Source organism: Candidatus Uabimicrobium amorphum (assembly GCF_009002475.1).
Classification (GTDB): Bacteria; Planctomycetota; Uabimicrobiia; order Uabimicrobiales; family Uabimicrobiaceae; genus Uabimicrobium; species Uabimicrobium amorphum.
Window position 1 is genome coordinate 5,296,229 of sequence record NZ_AP019860.1, and the last position, 25,484, is coordinate 5,321,712.

Genomic DNA, 25,484 nt, shown 5'->3' on the forward strand with positions numbered 1-25,484 from the left:
ACAAGGTTCGTCCCAGCATTTCGCTTTGGTTTCAGGTTTTATTTTTGTGCTTTGTTTTTTTGTACAAGCAATTGTTCAATTTTTTTCTTTTCATCCAGATTACGTATGAACCCGCCGTGGTAAACTCTCTCAAAATTCTTACCTTTTAGCAGCATAATTACTTTTTTGTCTTTCATATCTTGGTGACTGCCCAAACTCGAATGCCACATTCTCCATAGGCCAACGATAAGTTTTTGTGGAGATTTCTTGGCGTTTGTTTTGAGTACACCGTTTTTTTCAACAACTACATGATATTGGATTTGATTTTTTAAGCCTGGGCCGGTTCGTGCATCGAGATTCTTGATTTCTTTGCCATTGCCATCGATCATTGTGATTTTCTCTATCTTAACGATCAAGACGTGGTCAGACTCTTTGACAAGCTCGGATAGTTTTTTCGGCATTATTTTTGTTGCGTATGTGGGAATGATCAATAGAGATACTAGTGCAGCGAATAAAAACTTTTTCATGTTTTGTTCCTTTGAATGTAGTTTGTTTTTTATTTTTATTGCTTTAGTAGGCATCTATCGCAAAAAGTTCCCAACAAAATATTTTTTCCCTCGTAATAACAACGAGGGAAAAGGAATTAGTGATTATTTGGTCTTGTTACGATTTGTACGTTGTTGACGTTGGTTTTGTCTGCGTTGCCAAATACGACGATCGAGACGCGAATTTCGTTCGGCTCTTGTTTGAGGGTATGCAGATCCATTCGGAGGGCACATTTCTTCTGTGATGACCACCTTATTTTTCCGAGAGTCTATTTGCCTTTGCGTTTCCAAAGTTTTCTTACGATGAACTCTGAGATACGCCTTTATATATGAAGTGTATGTGCGGAGTTTGAGTTCTTCGACGAGAATTCTTTGCTGCGCAGGTAAAATAATTTGGCGATATATTTTCGACTTTTTAGGTCGAAGGACTATTCCGTTTATGCGAAACGCTGTTTTGTAGCGAAGCTTGTGGGTTAGTTTATTATCATTGATGATCCATAAACTTAGTTTTTGTGGACTTGTGTACTCTAGCTCAAGATATACCTTGTCCCACGAAAATTTATCTTCGATGGTTAGGGGATTGGCGCAAAGTCCAGTGGTAGTTAAAATGAATATCGCAAAAACAGTCTTCATACGTGGCTCCTTAAAATAGTTTTGTGAACGATGTACTATTTTTATAGATGCGGAAATCGATAAAAGGTTAAAACAATGTAAATAAAATGCGAATTCAAACGAAAAAATTGGATTTGAGATCGCCAAGCGTTGGGATTATAAAAAAGGTGAACTTTATCCAGTGGCGAAAAAACCACTGTAAACACTTCAAGAAAGAGTAACTATGACAGACACTATAATCATTGGTGGTGGAATAGGTGGCTTAACATGCGCAGTAGCGATGGCACAACGTGGATTTAACGTGCGCGTTTTTGAAAAAACCCCACAGTTGCAACCTGTGGGGGCAGGGCTTGGTTTGGGAATCAATGCGATGCGTGTACTTCGTAAACTTAACATTGCCGATGAAGTGATTAAGCGTGGCAATCGTTTACAAATAATGTACATAAAAACACCCGCGGGAAAAATTTTGAATCGCGTGGATATTCGTCCATTGATAGAAAAATTTGCTGTTCCGGCGATTACCATTCATCGTGCGGATTTGCATGATATACTCGTCGCAGCACTTCCCAAAAACACTTTGCAGCTAGGAGAAGAATTTGTCGCATATGAACAACAAGATTCTCAAGTCATGGCCACTTTCGCGAGTGGGCGACAGGCAGCAGGACAATTGCTAGTCGGAAGTGATGGTATTCATTCACAGGTGCGTAAGCAAATGCACGGAAAACAACCGCTACGCGATGCTCAACAAATGTGTTGGCGTGGTATTTGTGAAGGAGAGAATATCGATGCGCCGCATTACTGCGTAGTGTGGGGTAGGGAAGCGCGTTTTGGTTTTGTGCGTGTCAACGCAAAGCAAATTTATTGGTTTTGCACAATAAACAAAGGGCATGGCGAAATACCTGTTGGTAAAGAGCAATTGTTAGGTGTATTTCAAAAATGGTGTAAACCTGTTCCGCAAATTTTATCTAGTACGGAAGAAAGTGCTATTCTGCGCAATGATTTGTTTGATCGCGTTTCTTCTAAATCGTGGTACGAGAATCGTGTCGTGTTATTAGGAGATTCGATACATCCGACCACTCCTAACTTAGGGCAAGGGGCATGTATGGCGATTGAGAGTGCGGAGGTTCTTGCGCATTGTCTTGAGTATCATAAAGATATTGCCATAGCTTTAAAGGACTACCAAGCATTACGTTTACCGCGTACACGGCAAATCACTACCGCATCATGGCGTGTGGGTAAGATTGCTACCATACGCAATTTAGTATTGATGCATTTGCGTAATACCTTTGTGAGAGTAACGCCAAGCATGTTCCCGCGTCGACGCCTACAGCAAGTCTTTGCGTATAACATTTACTAATGTATAAGATGAGCTACCAACGAATGTGTTTACAATGTTAACTTGTGTTAAAAAATTCTATCTCCTTTCTTCTCAGATATTTAAAAATATATTTTTTTTGGTATGTCTTTTGCTACATTCCTATATAGATATAGTGAAATATACTAGGAGTATCATCATTTATGGTTTGTTTAACGTCTAAGAATAGACCATGAATAAAGTTTAAGTGATGAAACACCTACTTTCAAAAAGACAAATGAGGAGAAATGGTGTGAAAAAAATACTAAGCATATTTATCATATTCATGGTAACTTTTCCTACACTCCAAGCGGATAAAAGCTTCTATCGCAATCGTGAACAAAAAGCCAATAAAAAGATAAAACAAAACCTAATTTTTTTACGCCAAAATATTGCCCGTAAAAAAATGAAATTTTCGGTAGGTTACACTACGGCGATGGATTTTAAAATATCGCAACTGGCAACTTTAAGATTACCAGGTGATCTATCGCAAAAGATGCAAAAGCAAAATAGCAAAGCGAAGCAATTATTAGCTATCGATAACCAAGCTTTTGAACGTTACAAAAAAATAAACCCCAAAAAATGGGCGCTTATTCGTAAAAAGTATATCTTTAGATGTTTTAGCAATGCGAGATCGTGGGACTGGCGCAAAAGAAGTAAAGTGACAAGTGTACGCAACCAAAGTGCGTGTGGTAGTTGCTGGGCATTTGCTACTTTAGGATCTTTTGAAGGAAACTTTGCATTGCGCAATGGTTTTCAATTAGATTTTTCCGAACAAGCATTGCTCAGTTGTAGTGGTGCAGGAACCTGTCGTGGTGGTTGGTGGGCATTTGATTACCTTGTCAGTAGAGGTGTTCCTGTGGAGTCTAAGTACCCATACACTTCACGTGATGATCCATGTAATTTGCCAGCAGGTACTCGTTATTACAAAGCCGTAACTTGGGGATATGTAGGTTCTAGTAGTTCCGTACCTAATGTTGCCGCATTAAAGAACGCTCTGTGCCAATATGGTCCATTAAGCGTTGCGGTTCGCGTTACCCCTGGATTCCAGGCATACACTGGTGGAGTTTTTAATGAAAGTGATACGGGAAGAGTGAATCACGGTGTCACCCTCATCGGTTGGGATGACAACAAACAAGCGTGGTTGATTAAAAACTCTTGGGGAACTGGATGGGGAAGTACTGGTGGATATGGTACAGAACGTGGTTATATGTGGATTTCCTATGGCAGTAATAAAATTGGATATGCTGCTGCGTGGGTAAAAGCTCAGAGATTATTTTATAAATTACCACATAAGTACTATAAACTTATCAAAAAGTTTTACATTATCCCACGCGATAAGATAAAACCAATAAAGCCAATACGTCCTATTCACAAGAAAGACTAATTACTATTTTCAGATTGGTGCCTTCGGGCACCAATCTAAATTGATAAACTCCTACCACAAAAATTTTTATCCCTCTCTGCTTTACCTACTTGGTGACCTCCAAAGTTTTTATGGCAAAATCTACGAAGTTTTTGTCTATTTCATCACTGTTCATATCAACTTGATTTTCTTCTTGGAATTTGTAAATACAAATAAGAAGATGTTGGTGCTTTTTTTCACCAACAACAACAAAAATTGGTTCGCGTTTATCGATGTAAAGTATTTTGTGCGCATTGTGGAATATACCTGTTGTTTTCCCTTTTTTACTAAAAACAACCTCGTGCATATTGTTTTGATAAAATTTACCAGTAAATTGCTTTTGGATATCGCGCATAAAAATATGCGGAAATACCGAGGTAATGGGTACTGTTTTACTTTTACGAGCGCCGGCTGCGGAGATTTTTGTTGCAGTGACAAACTCGAAAACTTGGGGATGGTGTTTTTTGAGGATCGCATTTACTTGTGTTAAGGTATTGATATTTTCCGGCAGTAGTAATTTAACTCCTGTTTTGGTTTTTTTTGTTTCCGTGAGATAATGCAATGTGTTGCGTTGTTTTCTCCACAACCATGTGTGTTTAGTTTTGGTTTCCCCGTTGTGAAAAATAGCGATAAAGCCTTTTTGTGGACTAAAGTGCACAGACATGATGCGCTCAGGACCTTGGTATCCGCCGCCTCCGACAATGGGACCAATAAGTTGATGTGGGAAATTTATTTCGACTGTCCATGTTGATGTAGTGAGTTTTTCGATTTTTTTAGCAAATGAAGGCTTTTCTTCGGCGAGTAACAAGCCACAGGTGATGAAAACTACAATGAAAAATTTGTACATGTGTTCCCCTTTTATTTTAGATCTAGTATTTTGATATAATCTAATTTTATCGGAAACTAATCATAAAAAACAAAAGATAATAGTTCGAGGTAAAAGTACAAAGTTCTATGACAATTTTAACTAGCACAAGTCGTAAGTTCTGGTTGTTTTTCTTGCTCGTTCTCTCAAATACTGACGGATTAACGTTTTTGAGCCACGAATCAAAAGCGTGATGCCGTATTAAAACTCAAAAAAGCCATCCTAGCATATCCATTTCAACATCTGGTAGCCACGGGGATTTGCCTATGGCTTTTATCATCAAGCAATCTTTGAAAACTTTGTTGTGAATACCTAGTGTTTGGTGTTCATCAATGGCCATGTAAGTACATGGGTTGGCTTGTAAAGAAAAGCCAAGGCGCTTGTATAAACGATGATCGTCGGCAAAAAGAACAACAAAGTCAGTATGAGCTTTTTGTGCGGCACAAGTGATCGCTTCCATTAGTTTTTGTCCCAGGGCATGGCGTCGATGGGAATTGGCAACGCATAGATCGACAACACCAAAAATACGCTGTGGTTTTTGTCCGAGGCGTATCATGCGATACACTACTCCAACATGGCCAACAATTTTATTTTGTTGTACCGCGACAAAGCGAAACGTAGGTAGTTGTTTAAAGTATGTACGACCGCTAAAGGTATCGGGGAAACATTCGTCGAGTAGAGTGGCGATTTGTGCATTTTCATCGAGTGTTAGTTGATCTTCCTCTTTACGTACAATCGAAATAGGCATCTTAGGTCCTTTTAATATTTTTTTCGGCGGGCAATAAGCCACAGGCAATAAAAAATTTGTATATGTGTTTTTACAAAAAGTGTGGCTTACCTAATCCGCATAAGTGTCATTTGTACAATAGAAAATCTGGTTAAATGTAAAAGGCATAGGTTCCCCGACCTATTCTACTATACGGTTTTTTGAAAAAAGGTAAAAATGTTACTAAGATAACAATGCTACATAAACACAGAATAACAAAAGAGCTCATTTTTACTCCTAAACGATGGGAAAATATACAGAAGCCGTTTTCACAGCTTCTGTAGAAAGTACTACTTCTTCAATTGTTGTAGTAAATAACAATAGGTGAGTGCACTGCTGAAAGCGCGCTGTTCGTTATCAGCTGCCGCAGCATGGCCACCCTCGGTATTTTCGTAGTAGTAAACTTTGTGTCCCATGTCCTTCATTTTCGCCACCATCTTACGTGCGTGCGCGGGGTGTACGCGGTCATCGCGTGTGGAGGTATTGAAATATACATGCGGGTATTTTTTGTCTGCAGATAGGTTGTGGTATGGAGAGTATTTTTTGATGTACTTCCACTCCTCTGGCTTGTCAGGGTTTCCGTATTCTCCCATCCAACTTGCTCCTGCGAGTAGTTTGTTGAAACGCTTCATGTCTAAAAGTGGTACGCGACAAACTACGGCGTTAAATAAATCAGGGCGTTGAGTGAACACTGCTCCGACGAGTAGACCACCATTACTTCCCCCCATGATGCCCAAATGTTGTGCAGAGGTATATTTTTTTGCAATCAAATCTTCGGCAATCGCAATAAAATCATCATAGGCGCGTTGACGATTTTCCTTCAAGGCGGCGCGATGCCACTTCGGACCAAACTCACCTCCGCCGCGAATATTCGCTAGGACGTAAATACCACCGTTTTGTAACCAAACACTACCAACGGTTGCCGAATATGACGGGCGAAGTGAAATTTCAAATCCACCATAACCGTACAACAAAGTTGGATTGCTACCATCTTTCTTGGCGTCTTTGCCATGTACGATAAAGTAGGGAATTTTTGTACCATCTTTAGAAGTCGCTTCTAGTTGATTGACCACAAAATTTTCGCCAGGAAAAAACTGCGGTAGACTTTTCATCTTGGTGTTCTTGTCACCCGACATGAGGTACAATGATGCTGGTGTCAGAAAATTTTCGTAGGTGTAAAAGAAAAAGTCCTTAAACGCACTCGTACTCACCACGCGAATGCTCCCGTAATCAGGCGCATCAATGCGTTCATTGTGCCATTTGTCGTCTTTGATAAAATACTTGTGTAACTTACCACGTACGTTTTCTAAAGTTCCAACCAACACATAATCTTTGGTAGTGGCCAACGAAGAAATACTAGAACGTTCAGTAGGAACGGCAATGACCTCTACTTCCATTTTGCCTTTTATTGCGTTATCGTAATCCATCGCAATCAATGACCCTTGCCTGTAAGTAGCATCGCCCAATTTCCAATCGGATTTAAGTTGCACAAGCAGTTTATTTTGAAAAATGGTATTCACTTCCGCGTCTTCTGGCAGATCAATTTTGACGGTTTTTTCATTTTCAATAAAGTGTGTTTCATAGGTATAGAAAGTTTTGGCGCGCACAATAACTTGATAGTTTCTCTGTGGCGTTTCCATGACACTTCCCCATGTTCCCACGTCCGTAGTTTCACCAGTGAAGACCGTTTTCGCTTCGGATAACTTTTGTCCGCGTTTCCAAACTTTCACGATATTTGGATACCCCGAAGTCGTTGTAGTCCCTTCACCGAAATTGGTGGAAACGATTAAGGTGTCTTGATCGGCCCATGCAACAGAACCCTTTGCCTCAGGGAGACGAAAGCCGTCCTTGACGAATTCCTTCTTCTCTAAATCAAATTCGCGCATGACCACTGCGTCACCACCACCGCGAGATAAACGGATCATGTAACGCGTAAACTGCGGCGCACAACCTACCGCACCTTTAAATACCCAACTGACCTTTTCCGCTGCCGCCAATTTATCGACGTCCAGCAATATTTCCCACTTAGTCTCTGCACTGAGGTAGCTCTCAAGTTTAGTACGTCGCCATAAGCCTTTTTTGTTGTTGGCGTCTTGCCAAAAGTTGTACAAATGATCCCCAGTAATTGAAGGATACTTAAGGCGCTCCTTGGAGTTGTAAATACCAAGAACTTTGTCGTATATCGTTTTAAACTGCTCGTTTTTCTTCAAATGAGCGGTAGTTTCTTCATTCTGAGCAGTAACCCATTTGAGGGCCTTTTCGCCATCTACTTCTTCTAACCATTGATAAGGGTCCTCATCGGCAATGAGAACGAGATGTAGAAAAATAATGGAGAAACATAAAAATTTGATTACATTCATGGATTGTCCTTTATGTTTTTATGTTACATTTGGTGGAGGCTTTGATTAACGTCACTCCACAACGCATAAATTGCCCTTAAGAATAACACAACTTATAGAAATATTGAAACGAATTTGAATCAATGACAAGGACACCCACAAAAAAATCGCATAATGGACATAAATCTATCACAAAGTGCGTTGTAGGGGCTGACCTAGTGTCAGCCCGTTCCCTCAAATTCAGATAGATAAACGTTTCCACAATATTTCTGCTCTAAACGTGAATAATGATTTTTTGATAAATATTATCAATTTTTAATGGAAAAAATAAAAAGGGGTAATATAACAGGGTGAAATTAATGGGTATTAAAGGTGTATTTTTTTTTGCATTTTTGTTTTTAAGTCTTTTCTGGTTGTTACTTTAAGTTTTTTTTGTGAAACTCTCATTGCGATGAGAGTTTTATACTCCGTTAAAATTTCTTGCGCTAGAACGAGTTTGTGCTCGATTGAGGGTATCCAGCTGCAAGAAACTTTGAATTATACGCTGACTCCGCAAACTCTTGCGCTTGTTGGTAGTATTCTTTTGCCTCATAAAATTGTTGTTGTTCTTTGGCGATGTTGCCTAAATTATTCAAAGTACGAGCTGTTTCAAGTGAATCATTTATTTTTCTGCCATTTCACACGCCTGTTAGAGTAGTCGATAGACTTTTCGTATTGTTCCATTTCCTTTAGGTTGATCGCGGCATTGTTCATACTACTATGCATTTTTCTCTTGGGAAATATTATTCCCATGCCAACTATATCTTTGTGTCTTTTGCGCCGTCAGCATTTTGAACATAGGGCGCATAAAAAATATGATTGCCAATGTCAGAGCCAACCAACCAAAACGCGTAATCACGGGAAACAGCATGCACACAAATATCGCCAACATCGAAGCGCCCCAGCACATGAATTTCAAATCTATCACCACCAATTGTTGAATGTTAAAACCCTTCTTTGTGTAAATCCCTAAAATTTTGTCGCAAAAGGGAACCTGAGCGTATTTTAGATTTTGATCATCTAGAAATAGCTCTATATCTTCTACTAGTTGTTGTGCGTTTTTGTAGCGTTCGCTTGCGGAAAGCTGCAAACATTTGTCGATAATTGCTTTGAGTTCCGCAGGAACACATGGAACGATCTCTTCTATGGGGCGTAAGTTACCTTGAATGGTTTTAAACATAATTTCTGCAGGTTGATTGCTTTCTATGGGGCGCTCTAAAGCTACCATTTCGTATAATATGACGCCCAATGAATAAATGTCGGATTGTGGTTGTAGGTTTTGTTCGCCGTCGAGTTGCTCTGGTGACATATAATGCAGCGTTCCCGAAATATCATTATCTTTTTTTTCGTTTTGTTGCTGCAAATAAATGGCAAGTCCCCAATCCACGACAAGGACTTGTCCAAATTTTCCGAGCATAATATTGTCTGGTTTGAGGTCGCGGTGTAAAATTTCGCGTGTATGCGCAAGAGAAACTCCTTGGGCCACATTGATAAAAACACGCAGTAAACGCGTTAATGACCATGCCTTGGAAATTTCCAGATCTTTGTTGCGTAAACCATCGAGTATTTTTTTTAAGGAAACACCTTCGACAAGGCGCATGGTATACAAAAGTTGTTGGTCTTCATTTACCTCGACATCGTATATGGGAACAATATTGGGGTGTTCTAGTTGTGCGGTGAGTTGTGCCTCTTTGAGTAGTCGTGCAGTGTAGTTGTCGCCTTCTTTGTGGTTGCCGACTTGCTTTACCGCGACATGGCGTTGTAGGTCGCGATCATAAATTTTCCATACACTGCCCATGCCACCACTACCAATTTTTTCAATAACCTCATAGCGATCCTCGTGGAGTTGTGTTTCACGTTCAAAACTTTCGTTTGTCACGGTGGCATTCAGTGAGCTAAATATGCTGGAAAATCCCACCAATGTTTGCTGTGTATTGCTTTTTTTATCGTTCATCATGATAACTCTTTCTGTAAAGAAAAGGCCTCGACCAAGGCAAACAATGTTCCTTCCGTAATACCATGATGCTCTGTCAATTTGCATTCAAATTCATCTAAAGGTACGCTGATTTTCCCACCACAAAACTTTTCCATTTGAATTTCACTACGATTTGCATCTTGGGACAATAGTTCTTGTAGATGGTCTAACTCCATCCAGCTCATCCCGGAAACTTCTGTCGCTTGTAGTGTTGGTTTCCAATCGCTTTGTAGTTGTAATTTAACATATAACACCACATTACACGCTTGTGGCTCTCCTAAACGGCGATGTATCGGAAATATCGATTCCCAAAAGCCGATAGGTGTTATTTTTCCGATCATATCGCTTGTTAAACCTATCTCTTCTTGCATCTCACGTAAAACACCTTCGCGCCAGTTCTCGCCATCATCTATTTTTCCACCGGGAAACACCCACATATTGGGGAATAACCGCAATTTATTGCTGCGTTTGGTGAGAACAAATTTTGTTTGTGACGCATTGGTGACCAAAGCAGTAACCGCAGGCTTTACGATCAAAGGCGTTACGCTTTCGCTTTCCTTTAATGGGCAAAAAGTCGCGTGGGCTAACGGTAAATTATACCCACCGTTAAATAAATCACGATAAGCGGGAAAGTCGGCGATCAGTGTTTTTTTCGCATCGATTATTTCCCAGCGATACCGCGGTGGAACACTCAATACGCGGTTGCTATTACCTTCCGCCATATCAAAAAAGCATTTTGTGACGCTTTTATTCATCGTTATCTCCCACACATTTTCCTTGTAAATAAATGCCTGAGATGGGTAGCAATTCATCTAACTGCTGTCGTAATTCTGTCCAGTTTGAAGTAATGCGTTCATTCGGGTAGTTATGTAGCTCATCTAAAGGCTTAGAGAAGTACACAAAATTGGCGTCATTACCGACACATAAACCCGCTTCATGATCCGCCAATTGCGTTGTGGCCACCGTGGAATAGTGCATGGCTTCTTGTAATGTCATTCTTTGCTCTTCATAGCGTGGTTTAATAGACCACAGCAAGCATTCGCGCAATCCACTCGGCATGCCATCTGATCCGGTAGCGAAAGGCACTTGTTTGTCGATTAGCTGACGAAATGGGTTGATGATTTTTCGACGCTCTCCTAGTATCGTAGCGTAATCATAACTATCCTGTGAAAAGTTGGGTTGTAGACAAGCAATTCCACCTATGTGGTGTAAACGGTCTATATCTCTTTCTGTGGGACACTCAAAGTGTTCGAGCCGTGGCTTTATTAAACTATCTTTGCGCATTTCATAAACGTCGAGAATTCTCTCTATACCCAAAGATCCTATACCGTGGCATGAGGTTTGGAGGCTGTTTTCTATGGCAAAATCTATGTCCTCTAATAACTGTTCTATACTAGAGTAAAAAATACCGTTTTGTGACGTGTTGGCATAGTTGTCGTGAAATTTAGCGGTTTGTGTTCCTATGGCACCATCGATGAATGACTTCACTCCCGTAAAATATTGTTGTACGTCAGGACGTTTTTGTAGTTCGTTGCGCGACGCATACAAACGATAAGGTATGGGGATCTTTTGTATCATCGGCAGAAAGTTTACGTCGTAGATAAACATGTCGTGTATACACACAATACCTTGCTGTAGTAATTTCTTGGCAAAGTTGACGATCGCTTTTTGCAAATACTCTTCGGCAAATACTTCACTGCGCAGTAAGTGCATCGCACAGTTTTTTACCTGCCAGTTGTTGATGATATCTTGTTGTGGAATTTGCGTTATTTGCGAAAGTCGCTGTGCTTTTTTGTTTAAATACGCTTTATGAAAAGAACGGTGTATTGCTACGACGGGTTTGGGACATGAATCGAGTAGTGTTTGCGATATTTCGTGAGTATTGTTAACGTTGCAAATGAAAACGATGTCGTGTGGGCAAGTTTGCGCGTAGGTTTGTAGAAATTCACCTAGTTGTTGTGCATTTTGCAAGTGGGAAACACAGGGGATATCACCGAGTAAGGCAAACCAAAAATGGTTGTGCGCATCAATGCCTCCTGCAGTTATACTTCCTTGTACTTCGTGTATTTCTGCAGGAGAAGCAAATTTTTCGGTGTAGCTTTGTTGCGTTCCACAAAAACAAACTTTTCCTTGGGGATCAATCGCGAGACACTCTACGCGTGCGTTTTCGCCGCGTTGACCTGTCCAAATTTGCTGCTCGCGAGAAACGTATACTATGTTTTTTGTGCGGTAATGGTTATTTGTCCGGGTATTTGACATTTTGATTCCACCAATTGAAAGCCTGCTTGCTGTAACATTTCCTGTAAATCACTTTGTTGCGGATAAAAAAGTACACTTTCACTGAAGTGATTGAAACCGATTTTTTTTGCCCATTTTTCAAATTTGGCGCGTCGGCAAATGCCTTTTTCACTGATATCTTGGCGAATGACTAACGTCCCTTTGGGTTGTAAGTAGTCAAAAATGGAAACGATGAGTTGCCGCTGATTTTTTTCATTTAAATAATGTAAGACATCACAGCATAACACCGCATCAAAAAAGTTGTGGGAAAAATGCTCGTGGAGATTTTTGCTGATGTCTGCTTGGATGAAGTTTAGTGAATCTTTGGTGTAACTAATGCGACTTCTATTGGCGATGTCGATTTTTTTGGCGGAGTAATCCACCCCCCAAACTTGACGATTTTCCGCAGAGTATACCATTAGTTGACTTAAAAAGCCTATGCCACACCCAAGATCTAGTATTTTGCCACTACGTGGAATATGAGTGACAACTTGTGTATAGTTGCGATCAAGTTTTAATTTGAAATTCAAATATACATCAAAGAACGAGTCTATATAGCGGTAACAATCGCGGATGAGATTTATTTGTACTTTACTGGCAAACTCTTTTTCTGACAAACGTTCGTATTCTTCGAGCAGCAATTTTTTCACATGGCGCGCCAGAGGACGTGGTCCTTGTTGGTATATTTCCGTTTCTGCGGTAATGGCGGGAAGTGCACTGGCATAGAGAGTGCAGTCGCGAACTACGAATCTCTTGCGGTCCATCACCCATCTTGTTCCATGGAAACACACGGGTAAAACCGGGGCTTTTGTCGATGTCGCCAAGCGGAATGCTCCCATGCGGAAACGACTCATTTTAAAACTTTTTGCACGTGTTCCTTCGGGAAAAAATAAAATATTGTATCCCTGGTTTAGTAATTCGCGGCATTCTTGTTCCCACTCATGGGCATGAAATTTATCTTGTGGCGAAGGGGCACGCAAGAAACCAGCTTTTTTGAGCATGAAATTGACAAGTGGGTATTTCCAAAACCACTTGACCATCGTTACCTTGGTAAATGGCATGCCGTTAAACAGTGGAATATCTACTGTATTGGTGTGATTGACCACCACAATGTAACCGCGCATATCTTTGGGGAAATTGTCAAAATGTATCTTGCTACCAATAGACAAATACATAATATTGCGGTTAATGATTTCAATGAGATATAGACAAAAGCGTCGTGTGTCGTAGCGAAAGATCTTTTCTACTACGGCAACTACCGGAAAAATTACCAATGTAAGGAGTAAAATGCCGCCAAAATACAGAATAAAACAAAAGAGGCTATTGAGGGCGGTAATCAGACGCACTGGGTGTGACTTGCGTTGTGGTGGAATAAAATAACGCAGAACAATAGGTGCGAGAAACGCGGTGTTAAACAGTACGGCACTCATCGCAAATAATACGCAAAAACCTAGACTCTTTAATGCGGGATGTTCGGCGATAATGAGTACGCCAAAGGCAATTAGCGTTGTCATTGCCGATAGTAAAATGGCACTTCGCGTCGTGGGAAGGAGGGCGTTTTGTGTTCCAATTTCCTCCACATAAGACGTCACCAAGAAAGTAGAGTAGTCAACACCAAGACCAAGTACAAAAACGATGAGCAGTACGCTGAACAAGTTGAGCGGTATGCCAAAATATCCCATGGCCCCAAAAATCCACAACAGGCTGAGAGCCAGAGGCATTAGCCCAATGATCACAAGTTCAATGTGAACAAAATAGGCGAAAAATAATACGCAAATGTATATACCAATGACAATGATCGCTGTCCACGCCCAATTCAGTAGAATTTCACTTACTTCACTAAGTATCTGTCGTCGGTGTACAATAAAAATCGCGGGATCATTTAGGTGCTGTTGCAATTTTTTTAAAGCCTCATCCGAGGTCATCTGTACGATGTTTTGTATGTACCACTTGTTATTATGTTGCTGTACACCATGCGCAAGAAATTGAGCAAATACCTTGTTTTCGAGTAGTGGTGCGATTTGTTGTGGCGCATTTGGTTTATGTAGAGATTCAAAAAATGGCGAAAAAGCTCTCTGAGAAAAACCGTACTCTTTACAAGTCTCTGTAAATAAACGCGAGAGTCTTTGTTGTTTTTCGTCTGTCCAGTGACGTTTCCATGCTTCGTGATTTTTTTGCATGCGTGCGAGAGAAGGCAGTAGATGAAAAGTTTTGGTCAAGACACTCACTTCACGAACTTTATGGAGATTGTTGTGTAGTGCATCGTTTTTGAGGAGCGCTTCCTCTAACGTGGGAGCATGTACCACGACGGCAATTTTTCCTTTTTGATTTCCCCAAATCGAGAAAAAGGTGTCTTCGTTTTGTTTCGTTTGCGGTTTTGTGTAGTTGAATTGTTCTAAGTTGGCGACAAATTGTAATTCGAAAATGTAATACAGCGCAGCGATTGTGAAAAATAGGGAAAGCAATACACATGCAATACTGGTGAGCAAACTCTCCTTACGGTGCAAAATTTTTGGAAGGTCCACTATTGAGCGCTCGCGTTTTGTTTTGCGAAGTTTGTTGCACATTGTGGGAAATACAATGACCACAAACAAAAAGCTGCTGAAAATACCCGTGGCGACGAACCATGCCGTTTCTTGATGTACGGGGAAGTCGGAAAAAAATAGAAAAGAAAGAGCACCGCATGTGGAAAAAGCTGCGAAACTCATGGGCTTAAATATTTTAAATTGTTGCGGGGCATTTTCAAAATGCACTAAATAGTGAATGACGTAGTCGACACTGACACCAATAAGCACTGCGCCGAGCCCTAATGTGATTAAAGAAAGTTGTGGAGCAAACAGACTGCTGATGCCAATGCCCACAAAGATACCGAAGACAACAGGGATAAACAGTAGGGGAAATAATATAAAATTTTTCAATGTAAGCAGCATCAGAATAGCCAGAGCCGCCGTGGCTAGAGAAGAGGTGAGTTGCGCGTCGCGCCAGATCGCGGATGTGTTGTCTAGCATGACGCGTTTGCCACCGATAATCACTAATGAAATTCCCGAAAATTTTGTGGCGACGCTTTGTTGTAAATCGTAGAGAAATGTCCACAGTTGTTGCGCTTTCTCATTTGAAATGCGCATTTCGCTACTGGGAACATTTAGCAGCAATGCTTTTTCATCTTTTGCAACCACAGCACCACGTACTATTTTGCTATTTAAATTACCAAGTTGTAATTTACGCCAGAATACATGCGAAAATTGTAATGGATCGCTGCGAATTTCCGCTGGCGCAGGACCTATTTCTACGAGCTGCTCGAAAATTTGCTCTATGCGAGAGTTGATAAATTGTGAGGAGGTATCTATTTTTTGTAAATCGTCTTCAGACAAGAGATTGGGCAATTGTTTGTCATAAAATTCTTTTACTTCTGATGCCGATAGTAAACTAAATTGGTGAGATGCTCCACGGAAAAAAGGGTGTTTGTTGAGAGCGGCAGCGGCGTATTCTGATGCGCTAAACAAAGTTTCTAAGTCGTGTTGTTGACTCACCACAGAAAAAGAGAATTTTTCTAAAGAGGCAAATACCGCATTGTATTTTTTTAGATTTTTGATTCCTGGAGTTTCAGGAAGTAAGGCGAAAACGTTGGTGTTTAGATTTAATTTCGTGAATCCCACTATGCTGAGTATAAAAAAAATGCACAGTAGGATTGCTGCGATACTCTTGAGAATTTTTTTCATGTGTTTAGGCCTGTCATCATTCAAAGTTTTTTCGAGCCCGAGCCCGTTTCCAAAAATCTTCTAAAAGAGATAAGATGAACAACTTCAATTGTGAACATCTGATGTTCATCAAGTAGATAAAAACTCAAAAACAAGAGCTTCGGGCTCGAAATTTTTTTTGGAGCCATATTTTAGTGATATCTATTATTCCCATACACTAAATGATGATACACCCTAGTTACTTTCTAGATTTTCTTCACGTTCAATGATTTCTACAAGTTGTTTATCTTCTACGATGTGGTGACCGCTTACAATAAGTTTTTCGTCTTGCTCTACTCCTGAGAGTACTTCCACTTGATCTCCTTCGCGAATACCAAGTTCGACAAATTTCTTTTGTGCTTTGTTTTCATCATTAACAACATATACAAATGAACGGTTATTGTCGTAGAGTATGGGAGCACGCGGAATAACGACGACAGATGTTTTGTGTTGTAGAACAATGGATGCCTGTACAAAAATACCTGGACGTAGAATGCTCTTGTCTGGACGTACAGCGACTTTTACAGCCACGGTGCCTGTTTGGTTATTGACGACGGGAGAAATCGACTCTACGCGTCCTTCTGCAACCATATCGGGAAAGTTTTCACTGCGGAGAATTACTTTTTGCTTTTCCTTGAGTAAGGTCAACTCGCGTTCTGGTATGTTTAACACCAGTATCAGTTTTTTCAAGTCGACTAGGGTGAATATTTTTGCTGACGTTCCAATGAGTTGTCCTTCGGTAACGGCCTGCTCAATAAGTACCCCGGAAAAAGGAGCGGTAATTGTCGCGTAGCTTAGCTTTAAAAGAGCATCGCGTAGAGTTACTTTTTCTGCTTTGCGAATACTTACTTGGATATTTTGAATAGCACTGTTTGCTTTGGTCAATTCTAATTCGGCTTCTTCCTTTGCCACTTTGGAACGTTTAATTTGCACTGTCAATGAGTTTTCCGCTAGGAGACTTTTTTGGTAATTGTAACGGTTATTTTCCAAATCTCCTTCAGAGATAATATTTTGCTGATAACTTTCTTTGCCGCGATCTAGATCTTTTTTCGTTTTTGTTTGATCAAGCTTGACCTGTTTCATTTGTTCTTCTAATTCCGAGATATTGAGCTGTGCCTGCTGTATTTTTTTGCGCAACGTCTCGATGTTGAGTTTCTCTTGTTTTTGTTGCTGTTTTAACTCTGTTATATCCATTCGCGCCTGTAAGACGACGATTTCCCATTCACGTGGATCGAGTTTCACTAGTGGCTGGCCTTTTTTGACAAATTCACCTTCTTTACACAAGACCTCGGTGACATACCCAGATACTTTGGGAAAAATTTCTACAGTTTTATTTGATTCTATTGTACCGCTAGAAATTAAATAGGAAGATATGGTTCCCGTTTTTACTGGATCTATATGTACAGGTTGTCCTACCTCCACTGGCTGTTCTTGTTTTTGTTGTTGTGTGTTGTCCTTCTCGGGATTAGATGTTTGCTCGGTACAGGCAACACACAGAATTAACAGAATTAAGAGTGAAATGTGTGTAAATCTAGACATAGTTTTTTTATCCATCATTTTTGAGTTGGTATTTTGTGTTATGTACTAGAATAACCGTTTATACTCGAAGTGTCATTCCTGCGAAAGCAGGAATCCACAATAGAAAATTGACTCGGAGACGCCTGGATCCCTGATCAAGTCAGGGATGACACAGTTAAAGGAGTTTTGTAGTTCTAGAGAACACTTTCTCGTTTTGTATTATTTTGTTTTTGTATTATTTTGTTTTTGTATTATTTTTTGCAGCGAAGCTTGTATTTGTGGTGTGATATTTTTTGTGACAAAAACAAACTTCTCTCTATATATTGTAGCAAATTTTTGGCTTTTGCTATTTATTTTCTCGAATGCTTGTAAAAATTCTACGGCATCGTTGTCGTGGTCCCAGACGGTAAGCCATACGAGAGCTGTTGTTTTGTCTTGCGAATTTTGCATGAGAAAATAGCGGTCTCCACCCCATCCTGCAGCAACTTTTTCGTAGTTATCTATCTTCAAGTCTTGAAGAAAACAACGGATGCCGAACTCTCCCATGACATTGCTGGCGCGAACTTTCCAATGCGAAGTTTCGAGTTCGCTGTGGTCAATAACGAAATCCAGTGGCTCATCAATACCGTATTTACGAGGGTGTAGTATCTGTTCGCTGGACTTTGGTGGATTTAAATACGCCGCATCAATTTGTTTCCACAACGAAGATTGTCGTAGGTGCAAACAAAAGAAGAAACCGTCCATGTAGGGAAACATCAAACCTTCGCGCATAATTCGTGGACACTTAGATAGTTGATCACCGCCCATAAATGGCATGAGAAACGTCATAAATTGAAAAGTAGCGCGAAAAGCAGGTCCGTCCTCGGGTTTTACTCTTTTTGGCCATTGATTGTAGTCTAGCATCGCAATAGTGGCATCACCTTCGATGAGAGAGGTGAGAGCTAGGCTCATATCATCATCGCTTTTGGCTTTTTTTTGTAAAGCAATAAGGTCAAAGTACTGATCCTGGATGGCGTGCGTCATTTCGTGAGCCAGGACCATACGGTCGTTGGCATCGTTTCGCGTTAATGGAAACCACTGTTCCCAAATAGAAGGTTGTTTGTTTTCCGCGATCAAATAAAGTTTTTTTGTTTCGGGATTGTAAAATCCACCTACCTGCTCGGTAAGGAGAGATATGTACAAAGATTTTATGTCGAGAGGTTTTGGAATCATATCAAAAGCCAACAAGGTGAGCATGTATGTTTCCGCATCTTTTGCTGATAGCTCCTTATCCAATTCTGTCATTAAAAACTTTTGCAGCTGTTGACGGTTTTTTACGCCTGCGGGCGTGTGTTTCTTAAAAGAAAAACCTCTGACCTTGGGAAGTTCCAACTCTACACCTTGGACGCGGTACTTCCACGCCTCTTGTTGTTTACCCTGTGCATCTAAAACGATCGATAGACGACGATATGCCAAAGGGTTGTTGCCGTACAGCAAACAATTTCGATAAGCTTTTTCAGCACTTATGTCATCGCGAGATTTTTCGGCAAAATTGCCGAGCTTCCAGTAAAGGTTGTAACTCGGTTGTTTTGCACAAGCTTTTTGCAGATGGAGAATGGCCTTTTTATTTTGTGACAGCTGTACGTAGCACTCAAACAAGTGATAGTTTGCATCGAAGTGATCGGGCGTTTGTTGTGTAATTTCTCGAAAACACTCCACAGCCTTCGTGTATTGTTTGTTTGTGATGTATTTTTTCCCTTGGGCCAACCAGTTTTCATGGGTGTCGGAAAATGTGAAGCACATGATGATTGTCAGCCAGCAACTCATTTTTAATTTCATAAAACTACCCTCATTGTTTTTCGTGTTGTTGAGCTCTTTCAAGCAATAATTGTTTTTGTTGTGTATTTGCGGGAGTATATGGTTTTAGAGTGTAGAAAAAATCGTGTTGATCTATTACAGGAACTGGTACGAGAAACTCGACAAAAAGGTCTATCGGAAATCTTTGATAAAGTGGTGTTGGGATATTCTCCAGATGCGTTGCGATGTGATAACCTTTTTTTATCAAGGTAATTTCGCGCGTGCCATAAAAATCAAAAGGAATTTTTGTGGGAGTTTTTCCGTGCTTCTTTCCGTCGAGAAAGACGATGGCATTAGGTGGGTCGGATTTGACGCTGATATAGCGCTTTACACAACAACTTGTCATAAAGATGGTGATAAATACTATTAGTGGTATTGTTTTTGGCATGATAAGCCTCCAACAGGAGGATGAATTTACTCTTCATTCAAATGGAATATAAGAGAATTTAAATTGACATAAAAAAAGCTCCACATTAGATGTGGAGCTAATTTGTGAGGGCGGAAGGATTTGAACCTTCGACCACCAGCTTAAAAGGCTGTTGCTCTACCAACTGAGCTACGCCCCCCAGTTGTGTTTTAAGAGTATAATACTTATTTTTTGAAAGTCAATACCTTTTTTTTATTTTTCTAAAATTTCTTTCTGTTTTTTGTCGAAATACTCATTGACTTTGTCTTCAAATTTCTTCGTAAGTTCTTGTATTTCGTCTTTTAGGGATTTGCAGTCGTCTTCAGAAATTTCTGATTTTTTTTCTAGCTGATCGGCCTGACGATTTGAATCTCGGCGGATATTTCGTATAGAAATCTTCGCTTTTTCGGCAAGATCTTTTACTTGATTGACAATTTGTTTACGTCTTTCTTCTGACAAAGCAGGTACTTGTAAACGCAATATCTTGCCGTCGCTGTTTGGTGTCATACCCAAATCGCTTTTGAGAATCGCTTTTTCGATACTTTTAATGACGGAAACATCAAAAGGTTTTACAACCAGCATTCTTGGCTCAGGAACCGAAATACTCGCCATTTGCTTTAGAGGTGTAGGTGAACCATAGTAATCGGCGCGAATATTCTCTATGAGCCCTGGTGTTGCTCTACCAGTTCTAATTCCTTTTAACTCATCAGAAAAAACAGTGGCTGCTTTTTCCATTTTCTCTTCTGTTTCTAGTAGTATTTCTTCGTATGACATTTTTTGATCCTATCAATATTTTATAGTTGATATAGGTAAAACTTGTTTTACGCCTCTGAACCTTTTATCACAGTTCCAACATTTTCACCCAAAGAAGCTCGCAAAAAATTTCCTTTTTTGGTGAGGTTGAAAATTAAAATGGGTAAGTTGTTGTCTAAGCAAAAAGCAATTGCCGTAGAATCCATTACTCTATAACGATTGAGAAGCACATCTTCGTAAGACAAAGATTCAAATTTACGTGCTTCCGGATTGGTTACGGGGTCTTTATCGAAGACTCCATCTACTTTTGTGGCTTTAAAGAAGACTTCAGCGCCAATTTCTGCTGCCTTTAAGGCTGCGGCAGTGTCTGTCGTAAAGTAAGGGCTTCCCGTTCCTTCTGCAAAAATAAGAACTTTACCACTGTTTAAGTGCTGTAGGCAGTTTTGGTAGTGGTATGCTTCGCCCACCCCTTCTATTTCACGTGCTGTCATGATCACCGCTTCTACATCTAAATCGCTCAAAATATCTTGCAATGCGAGAGCGTTGATTACGGTTGCCAACATGCCCATATAATCACCAATAGGACGCTTTATTCCATGTTTTATGAGTTCGGAGCCTCTCACGATGTTCCCCCCTCCAACAACTATACCTATTTCTTTGTTGGCAAGATGGGCTTGTTTTATTTCCTCTGCTATGTTATGGATCCATGTCATTTCAAAGGGATTGTTTTTTCCAAAACTCTCACCACTAATTTTTAGCAAAATTCTTTGATACGGTTTATTGGAGGAGGAACCTTCCATGTTATGCTCCTATTTGAAAACGTTGGAAGCGATTTAAAGTAATGTTTTCTTTTAAGGTAGCGATACCTTCTTTGATAACATCTTCGATGCTCTTTTTATCGTCTTTTACATACATTTGTTCCATTAGAGCATTTTCTTTGTAGAATCTGTTCATCTTACCAGTGATGATTTTTTCTTGCATCTCTTCAGATTTGCCTTCAAGGCTATCTTTCATTTGCTCGCGCATAATTTCTTTTTCTTTTTCAACCAACTCAGCAGGAATATCTTCGCGTTTTAAAGCTGCAGGAGATGTTGCGCAAACGTGCATGCATAGGTTTTTACCTAGCTCTTGGAATTGCTCTGTATTTGCTACAAAGTCGGTTTCACAAGCCAACTCAAGCAAAACCCCTACTGTTCCAGTTGAATGGATGTAAGAGAACACTCGACCAGCGTTGGTGCTACGATTACTTTTGGAAGCTGCAGAAGATAAACCTTTTTTTCTTAGCCACTCAACTGCTTTGTCGATGTCACCACCGCATTCATCTAATGCTTTTTTGCAGTCTCTCATTCCACAGTCTGTCATTTTTCTTAGTTGAGCAACTTGCGAAGCTGTTACACTCATAAAACTTTCCTTAAAATTTTTGATGAAAATGATACGTTTCCAAAAAAAACACATGACTAAATACTTACATGGTATTTAGCAAGATGGATACGTTTTTAAAGCAAATATGTAAAACGCTTTTTGAAGTTAAATTTAGGGGATGTCCCTAATTCGCAAACCCACAATTATTGCGCAGCGATTTGTCCCTAATTTTAATAAAAAAATGGTAAAGCGCAACATTAATTGCAAATATAAATAGAAAAAAATAATTGAAATTTTTACCGAGGAGGGACTTTTGGGAGAACGGAAAACTGTATATCACTATACAGTTTTCATGTGTTGATTATTCTTTAGATTTTTTATCTTCTTGAGGGGCAGCGTTTGTTTTTTCTGCTTTTGGTTGTTCTTTAGGAGCAGTTGTTTTTGCTTGAGAATCCTCTGAACCTTCTGGCTTACGACGTCTTCTTCCACCACGTTTTCTTCTTTTGGCTCTGTCATCTTTTTTGTCGTCGCCTTTTGCTTCTCTTGACTGCTTACTTTGTATTTTTTTGTTTTCTTCCCATTTAGCTCTACCGGATTGGATGGCTTCTGTAAGCTTTGTCAAAACGACTTCAATAGATCTCATTGCGTCATCATTACCAGGGATAGGTATATCTATAATACTTGGATCACTATCGGTGTCCATTAGAGCAATAACAGGTATGTTTAGCTTTGCTGCTTCTAATACCGCTATTCTCTCTCTTTGAGGATCAACTACTACTATTGCGCCAGGATGGCGATTCATTTTGCGAATACCTTCGAGGTTACGGTGGATTTTTTTCTTTTCACGACGTAGTGAAGAGGCGAGTTTTTTACTCAATTTACCCATCGAACCGTCTTCTTCCATGCGTTCTAATTCTTCTAAACGCGCAAGTCTTTTGCGGATGGTTGTGAAGTTTGTCAAAGTTCCGCCTAACCATCTTTCAGAAACATAGTGCATGCCACACTTGCTTGCTTCTTCTTTGATTACTGATTTCGCTTGTTTCTTCGTTCCCACGAAGAGAATCTGATGTCCCTCTGCAGTTAATTTATTTAAAAAATGATACGAGCGAACCAGGCCTCTTACAGTCTCTCTTAGATTGATGATATGGATTAAATTGCGTTTTCCAAAGATGTAAGGTGCCATTTTGGGGTTCCAGCGACTTGCACGGTGCCCAAAATGTACTCCTGCTTCAAGTAAGCTCTTAACTGAGATAAGTGCCAATACTAAAAACCTACCTTTCTATAAGGATCTACATATTACAATGAGAATTGTGTAAAAAACAAAATTACAAGAAAACCTCAAGGGATGTCCAGGAAAGCAATTTACAACTTTACGATTTAATTTTATAAATTACTTTTCTGTACATCCCTACAGGGCATAAATTCCCATTCTAAACTCTATAAGATTGTTTAGTTTAACTTTCCTATGAAGATTGTCAAGAATGAATTTATAAATCATTATTGTCGAAGTAGTTATTTTTCATTTTGTTGCTTTTGTTTGCCAAGAAAAGCAACACTGTATTCATAATGTGCTTTTTTTTCACTATACTTATAATTCGCGGAAAATTGTTGTACTTTTGTTTTTAAACTAGCATTTACTTTTTGAGAAATATGTGGTGGTAATTTTTTTAAAAATCCTTCAATATCGATTTTTTCGTCCTTTTCCCAAATAGCTAAAACTCCGCCGTGCTTTGGTAGGTTTTTCCACTGAATTTCTGGTGTAATAACCCTACTGTTGGGCATATACATTTGTAATGTACCCGCCATAGAGCGATTTTCAACAATAATTAAAAAGTTATCATATTTTTTTTGTAGAAAAAACTCTGCCATGTTACGCATGGGTAGATTTAAACGCCTATACCTTCCGGTAATATCTGGAATGGCGGTGCGTAAAATAAACACAAATAGAATAGAAATGGCCGCCAAAATCGCTGCGGCGATGTAACATTTTAACTTTTTGCGCAGAAGATCTTTTTGTATTAGGATGAAGGTATAGAGTGGTAAACAGAAGTAAAATGGCAGATACCAGCGTGTCTTGATTTTTTTGAGTTCAAAAACAAATACAATCAATAGCAAAACGGCAAAAGATACGAGATGGAAACTCAAAAATTTATTCCACTTTATTTCGCGACTATGGCGTAGTTCTTTGAAAAAAAATAGCAAAAATACAGCGATAAAGATGGCAGTGAAAGACAGGAAAGTGACTATTGTTCTGCCAAAAGAGACGAGAAAAGAGAACTCTTTCACCGTTTGTATTTTACGTGTAAAATTGGAGTCTCCTAAAAATTGGTAAGCCCATACTATATGTCCACAAGCAATGACCAAACTAATAAGTATCGCAAGTATTGTTCTTTTGTCGAGAAAAACGCGACGGAAATCGCGGTCGTATAGCCACGAAATAATGAGTACGGAGATAAAAAGTATGTAGCTATATTTGGACAAAAATCCTAAACCAACGCAAATACCGATAAATAGGTATATTTTTGTTTGTGGATGGGCAATCAATTCTAAGAACAGATATAGAGTGAGGGAGGATATTGTAAAAAGTAGCACCGAATGACTTAAGTCGCGTTGCGCTTCATAAACGATTACTGGCATGAAGAACAATGAACAAGTGATTGCTATTGCGAGAAGGTCGTCCTCTACCACTTTTTTGGCGGCAAGAAACATAAATATATAGGCGGTAATTAAAAATAAATGTTTGCACAAAGATAGTGCGAGTATCTTATGTGGAATGAGATACAGAAATATCAATTGCACCCATGTGTAAAGCGGTGGCTCTGATCCATAGCCCCATTCAAATCCACTATGTGCGTTGATGATTTGTTCTGCCTCGTCAGGTAACAGTGAATCGGAAATGGCGACACGTAAAATAATTTGTAGTACGCTGTATACGAACAAAAAAGAAAATAGTTTTTGTTTAGCCGTCATCGGTGACACCTTTCGCTGTGGTGTGAAATGCCCGGAGAGTTACCGAAATTCGCTTTTGACTATATTTGCTACTTTTGGGAATTTCGTGCGTCCAGTTTTCGTTGGTATTGTATGGTATGATGAAAATACCGTTATTTTTTGCTAAAAAATCACGATAACCTTTTTGCTTCCAAGGACGTAAACGAAAAACGCGTTCCTCTCCAAAGGAAACGGTGACAATCGGAGTATTGGGAATCATGTCATGAGTACTATCGCGATGCTTTCCAATGTAATGCCCAAGTTTTGCGTCATACCAGTTGAGCAACATACTGTTTAGGCGGTGATCTATGGTCTTTTGACACCACGACATAATGTCTTGTAGCAGTGGAGGGATGGGAAGCGCGTTGTTGACGCTACCGGTGTATTTGTAATTTTTTCCATATGCTTGTTGCCAACGCGGTGTTTTTACGACGCGACCATGCATTTTTATTTCGTGGTAGTTTTGCGGATGCATCTGCCATAATTTTTGAAATTTGTCCGTATCAAATTGTAAATCTTTAGGTAACATCGCTTCCCACAACAAATAATCTTTGTCCAGTAGAGTGTGGGTAAATATTTTTTTTTCAAACATCGGGATACCTTAATGTGAATATTCCATGAAAATAATGACCGCAGACAGAAGAGTAATGATATACATCATGGGATGCAGTTCGCGATACTTTCCCGAAACTACTTTAAGTAAGGTGTAGCATACAAAACTCCAAACA

At 39.7% G+C, this 25,484-nt stretch carries 21 protein-coding genes and 1 tRNA gene; 2 read left to right on the forward strand and 20 right to left on the reverse strand.

All coding sequences use genetic code 11. The features are described from left to right. Window positions 1-38: 38 nt before the first annotated feature. Window positions 39-506 (reverse strand): hypothetical protein, encoded by a 468-nt coding sequence (locus tag UABAM_RS19185; RefSeq protein WP_151969618.1) that lies wholly within the window; start codon window positions 504-506, stop codon window positions 39-41. A 123-nt stretch (window positions 507-629) separates the two neighbouring features. Further along, window positions 630-1,157, reverse strand: coding sequence for a hypothetical protein (locus UABAM_RS19190; protein ID WP_151969619.1), 528 nt, complete (start codon window positions 1,155-1,157; stop codon window positions 630-632). Between the two features lie 202 nt (window positions 1,158-1,359). Between UABAM_RS19190 and UABAM_RS19195 the strand changes: the two genes are divergently transcribed. Next, window positions 1,360-2,493, forward strand: coding sequence for an FAD-dependent monooxygenase (locus tag UABAM_RS19195; RefSeq protein WP_151969620.1), 1,134 nt, complete (start codon window positions 1,360-1,362; stop codon window positions 2,491-2,493). Between the two features lie 250 nt (window positions 2,494-2,743). Further along, the gene (locus UABAM_RS19200; RefSeq protein ID WP_173013426.1) at window positions 2,744-3,877 is read left to right on the forward strand and encodes a C1 family peptidase; all 1,134 of its coding nucleotides are present in this window, start codon (window positions 2,744-2,746) and stop codon (window positions 3,875-3,877) included. An 85-nt stretch (window positions 3,878-3,962) separates the two neighbouring features. On the opposite strand, the gene UABAM_RS19205 is transcribed toward UABAM_RS19200, so the two are convergent. From UABAM_RS19205 to UABAM_RS19290, 18 genes are all read right to left on the reverse strand, one after another. Then, window positions 3,963-4,742, reverse strand: coding sequence for a hypothetical protein (locus UABAM_RS19205; RefSeq protein ID WP_151969622.1), 780 nt, complete (start codon window positions 4,740-4,742; stop codon window positions 3,963-3,965). A 226-nt stretch (window positions 4,743-4,968) separates the two neighbouring features. Beyond that, complete coding sequence (locus UABAM_RS19210; protein WP_151969623.1) at window positions 4,969-5,508, reverse strand: GNAT family N-acetyltransferase; 540 nt, start codon at window positions 5,506-5,508, stop codon at window positions 4,969-4,971. 308 nt (window positions 5,509-5,816) lie between these two features. Beyond that, window positions 5,817-7,886 (reverse strand): prolyl oligopeptidase family serine peptidase, encoded by a 2,070-nt coding sequence (locus UABAM_RS19215; RefSeq protein WP_151969624.1) that lies wholly within the window; start codon window positions 7,884-7,886, stop codon window positions 5,817-5,819. 464 nt (window positions 7,887-8,350) lie between these two features. Beyond that, window positions 8,351-8,500: a tetratricopeptide repeat protein gene (locus UABAM_RS34235; protein WP_173013427.1), complete on the reverse strand. Its 150-nt coding sequence runs from the start codon at window positions 8,498-8,500 to the stop codon at window positions 8,351-8,353. A 122-nt stretch (window positions 8,501-8,622) separates the two neighbouring features. Then, window positions 8,623-9,861, reverse strand: a complete 1,239-nt coding sequence (locus UABAM_RS19225) for a serine/threonine protein kinase (RefSeq protein ID WP_173013428.1) — start codon at window positions 9,859-9,861, stop codon at window positions 8,623-8,625. Continuing rightward, entirely contained in the window at window positions 9,858-10,634 is a 777-nt protein-coding gene (locus tag UABAM_RS19230) for an NUDIX domain-containing protein (RefSeq protein ID WP_173013429.1), read from the reverse strand. Before UABAM_RS19230 ends, UABAM_RS19225 begins: the two co-directional genes overlap by 4 nt. Beyond that, window positions 10,627-12,138 carry an amidohydrolase family protein gene (locus UABAM_RS19235; RefSeq protein ID WP_151969627.1) on the reverse strand — a complete coding sequence of 504 codons (1,512 nt, stop codon included), beginning with the start codon at window positions 12,136-12,138 and terminating at the stop codon, window positions 10,627-10,629. The genes UABAM_RS19230 and UABAM_RS19235 overlap by 8 nt, the downstream gene beginning before the upstream one ends. Further along, window positions 12,093-15,875: a trifunctional MMPL family transporter/lysophospholipid acyltransferase/class I SAM-dependent methyltransferase gene (locus tag UABAM_RS19240; protein ID WP_151969628.1), complete on the reverse strand. Its 3,783-nt coding sequence runs from the start codon at window positions 15,873-15,875 to the stop codon at window positions 12,093-12,095. Before UABAM_RS19240 ends, UABAM_RS19235 begins: the two co-directional genes overlap by 46 nt. A 213-nt stretch (window positions 15,876-16,088) precedes the next feature. Next, on the reverse strand, window positions 16,089-17,432 hold the full coding sequence (locus UABAM_RS19245; protein WP_173013430.1) for an efflux RND transporter periplasmic adaptor subunit: 1,344 nt from the start codon (window positions 17,430-17,432) through the stop codon (window positions 16,089-16,091). A 198-nt stretch (window positions 17,433-17,630) separates the two neighbouring features. After that, window positions 17,631-19,229, reverse strand: a complete 1,599-nt coding sequence (locus tag UABAM_RS19250; RefSeq protein WP_151969630.1) for a tetratricopeptide repeat protein — start codon at window positions 19,227-19,229, stop codon at window positions 17,631-17,633. Between the two features lie 10 nt (window positions 19,230-19,239). After that, a complete protein-coding gene (locus UABAM_RS19255) occupies window positions 19,240-19,635 on the reverse strand; it encodes a PEGA domain-containing protein (protein ID WP_151969631.1) in 396 nt (131 codons plus the stop codon). Window positions 19,636-19,740: 105 nt separating this feature from the next. After that, window positions 19,741-19,813 (reverse strand) — tRNA-Lys (locus tag UABAM_RS19260). Between the two features lie 53 nt (window positions 19,814-19,866). Then, complete coding sequence (frr, locus tag UABAM_RS19265; RefSeq protein WP_151969632.1) at window positions 19,867-20,427, reverse strand: ribosome recycling factor; 561 nt, start codon at window positions 20,425-20,427, stop codon at window positions 19,867-19,869. A gap of 47 nt (window positions 20,428-20,474) precedes the next feature. Beyond that, window positions 20,475-21,206 (reverse strand): UMP kinase, encoded by a 732-nt coding sequence (gene pyrH / locus UABAM_RS19270; protein ID WP_151969633.1) that lies wholly within the window; start codon window positions 21,204-21,206, stop codon window positions 20,475-20,477. A 1-nt stretch (window position 21,207) separates the two neighbouring features. Beyond that, window positions 21,208-21,807: a translation elongation factor Ts gene (locus tag UABAM_RS19275; RefSeq protein WP_151969634.1), complete on the reverse strand. Its 600-nt coding sequence runs from the start codon at window positions 21,805-21,807 to the stop codon at window positions 21,208-21,210. Window positions 21,808-22,129: 322 nt separating this feature from the next. Next, the gene (gene rpsB / locus UABAM_RS19280; RefSeq protein ID WP_151969635.1) at window positions 22,130-23,029 is read right to left on the reverse strand and encodes a 30S ribosomal protein S2; all 900 of its coding nucleotides are present in this window, start codon (window positions 23,027-23,029) and stop codon (window positions 22,130-22,132) included. A 251-nt stretch (window positions 23,030-23,280) separates the two neighbouring features. Next, the gene (locus UABAM_RS19285) at window positions 23,281-24,738 is read right to left on the reverse strand and encodes an ArnT family glycosyltransferase (protein ID WP_151969636.1); all 1,458 of its coding nucleotides are present in this window, start codon (window positions 24,736-24,738) and stop codon (window positions 23,281-23,283) included. Further along, window positions 24,728-25,348, reverse strand: a complete 621-nt coding sequence (locus UABAM_RS19290; RefSeq protein WP_151969637.1) for an alpha-ketoglutarate-dependent dioxygenase AlkB — start codon at window positions 25,346-25,348, stop codon at window positions 24,728-24,730. Before UABAM_RS19290 ends, UABAM_RS19285 begins: the two co-directional genes overlap by 11 nt. Window positions 25,349-25,484 lie beyond the last annotated feature (136 nt).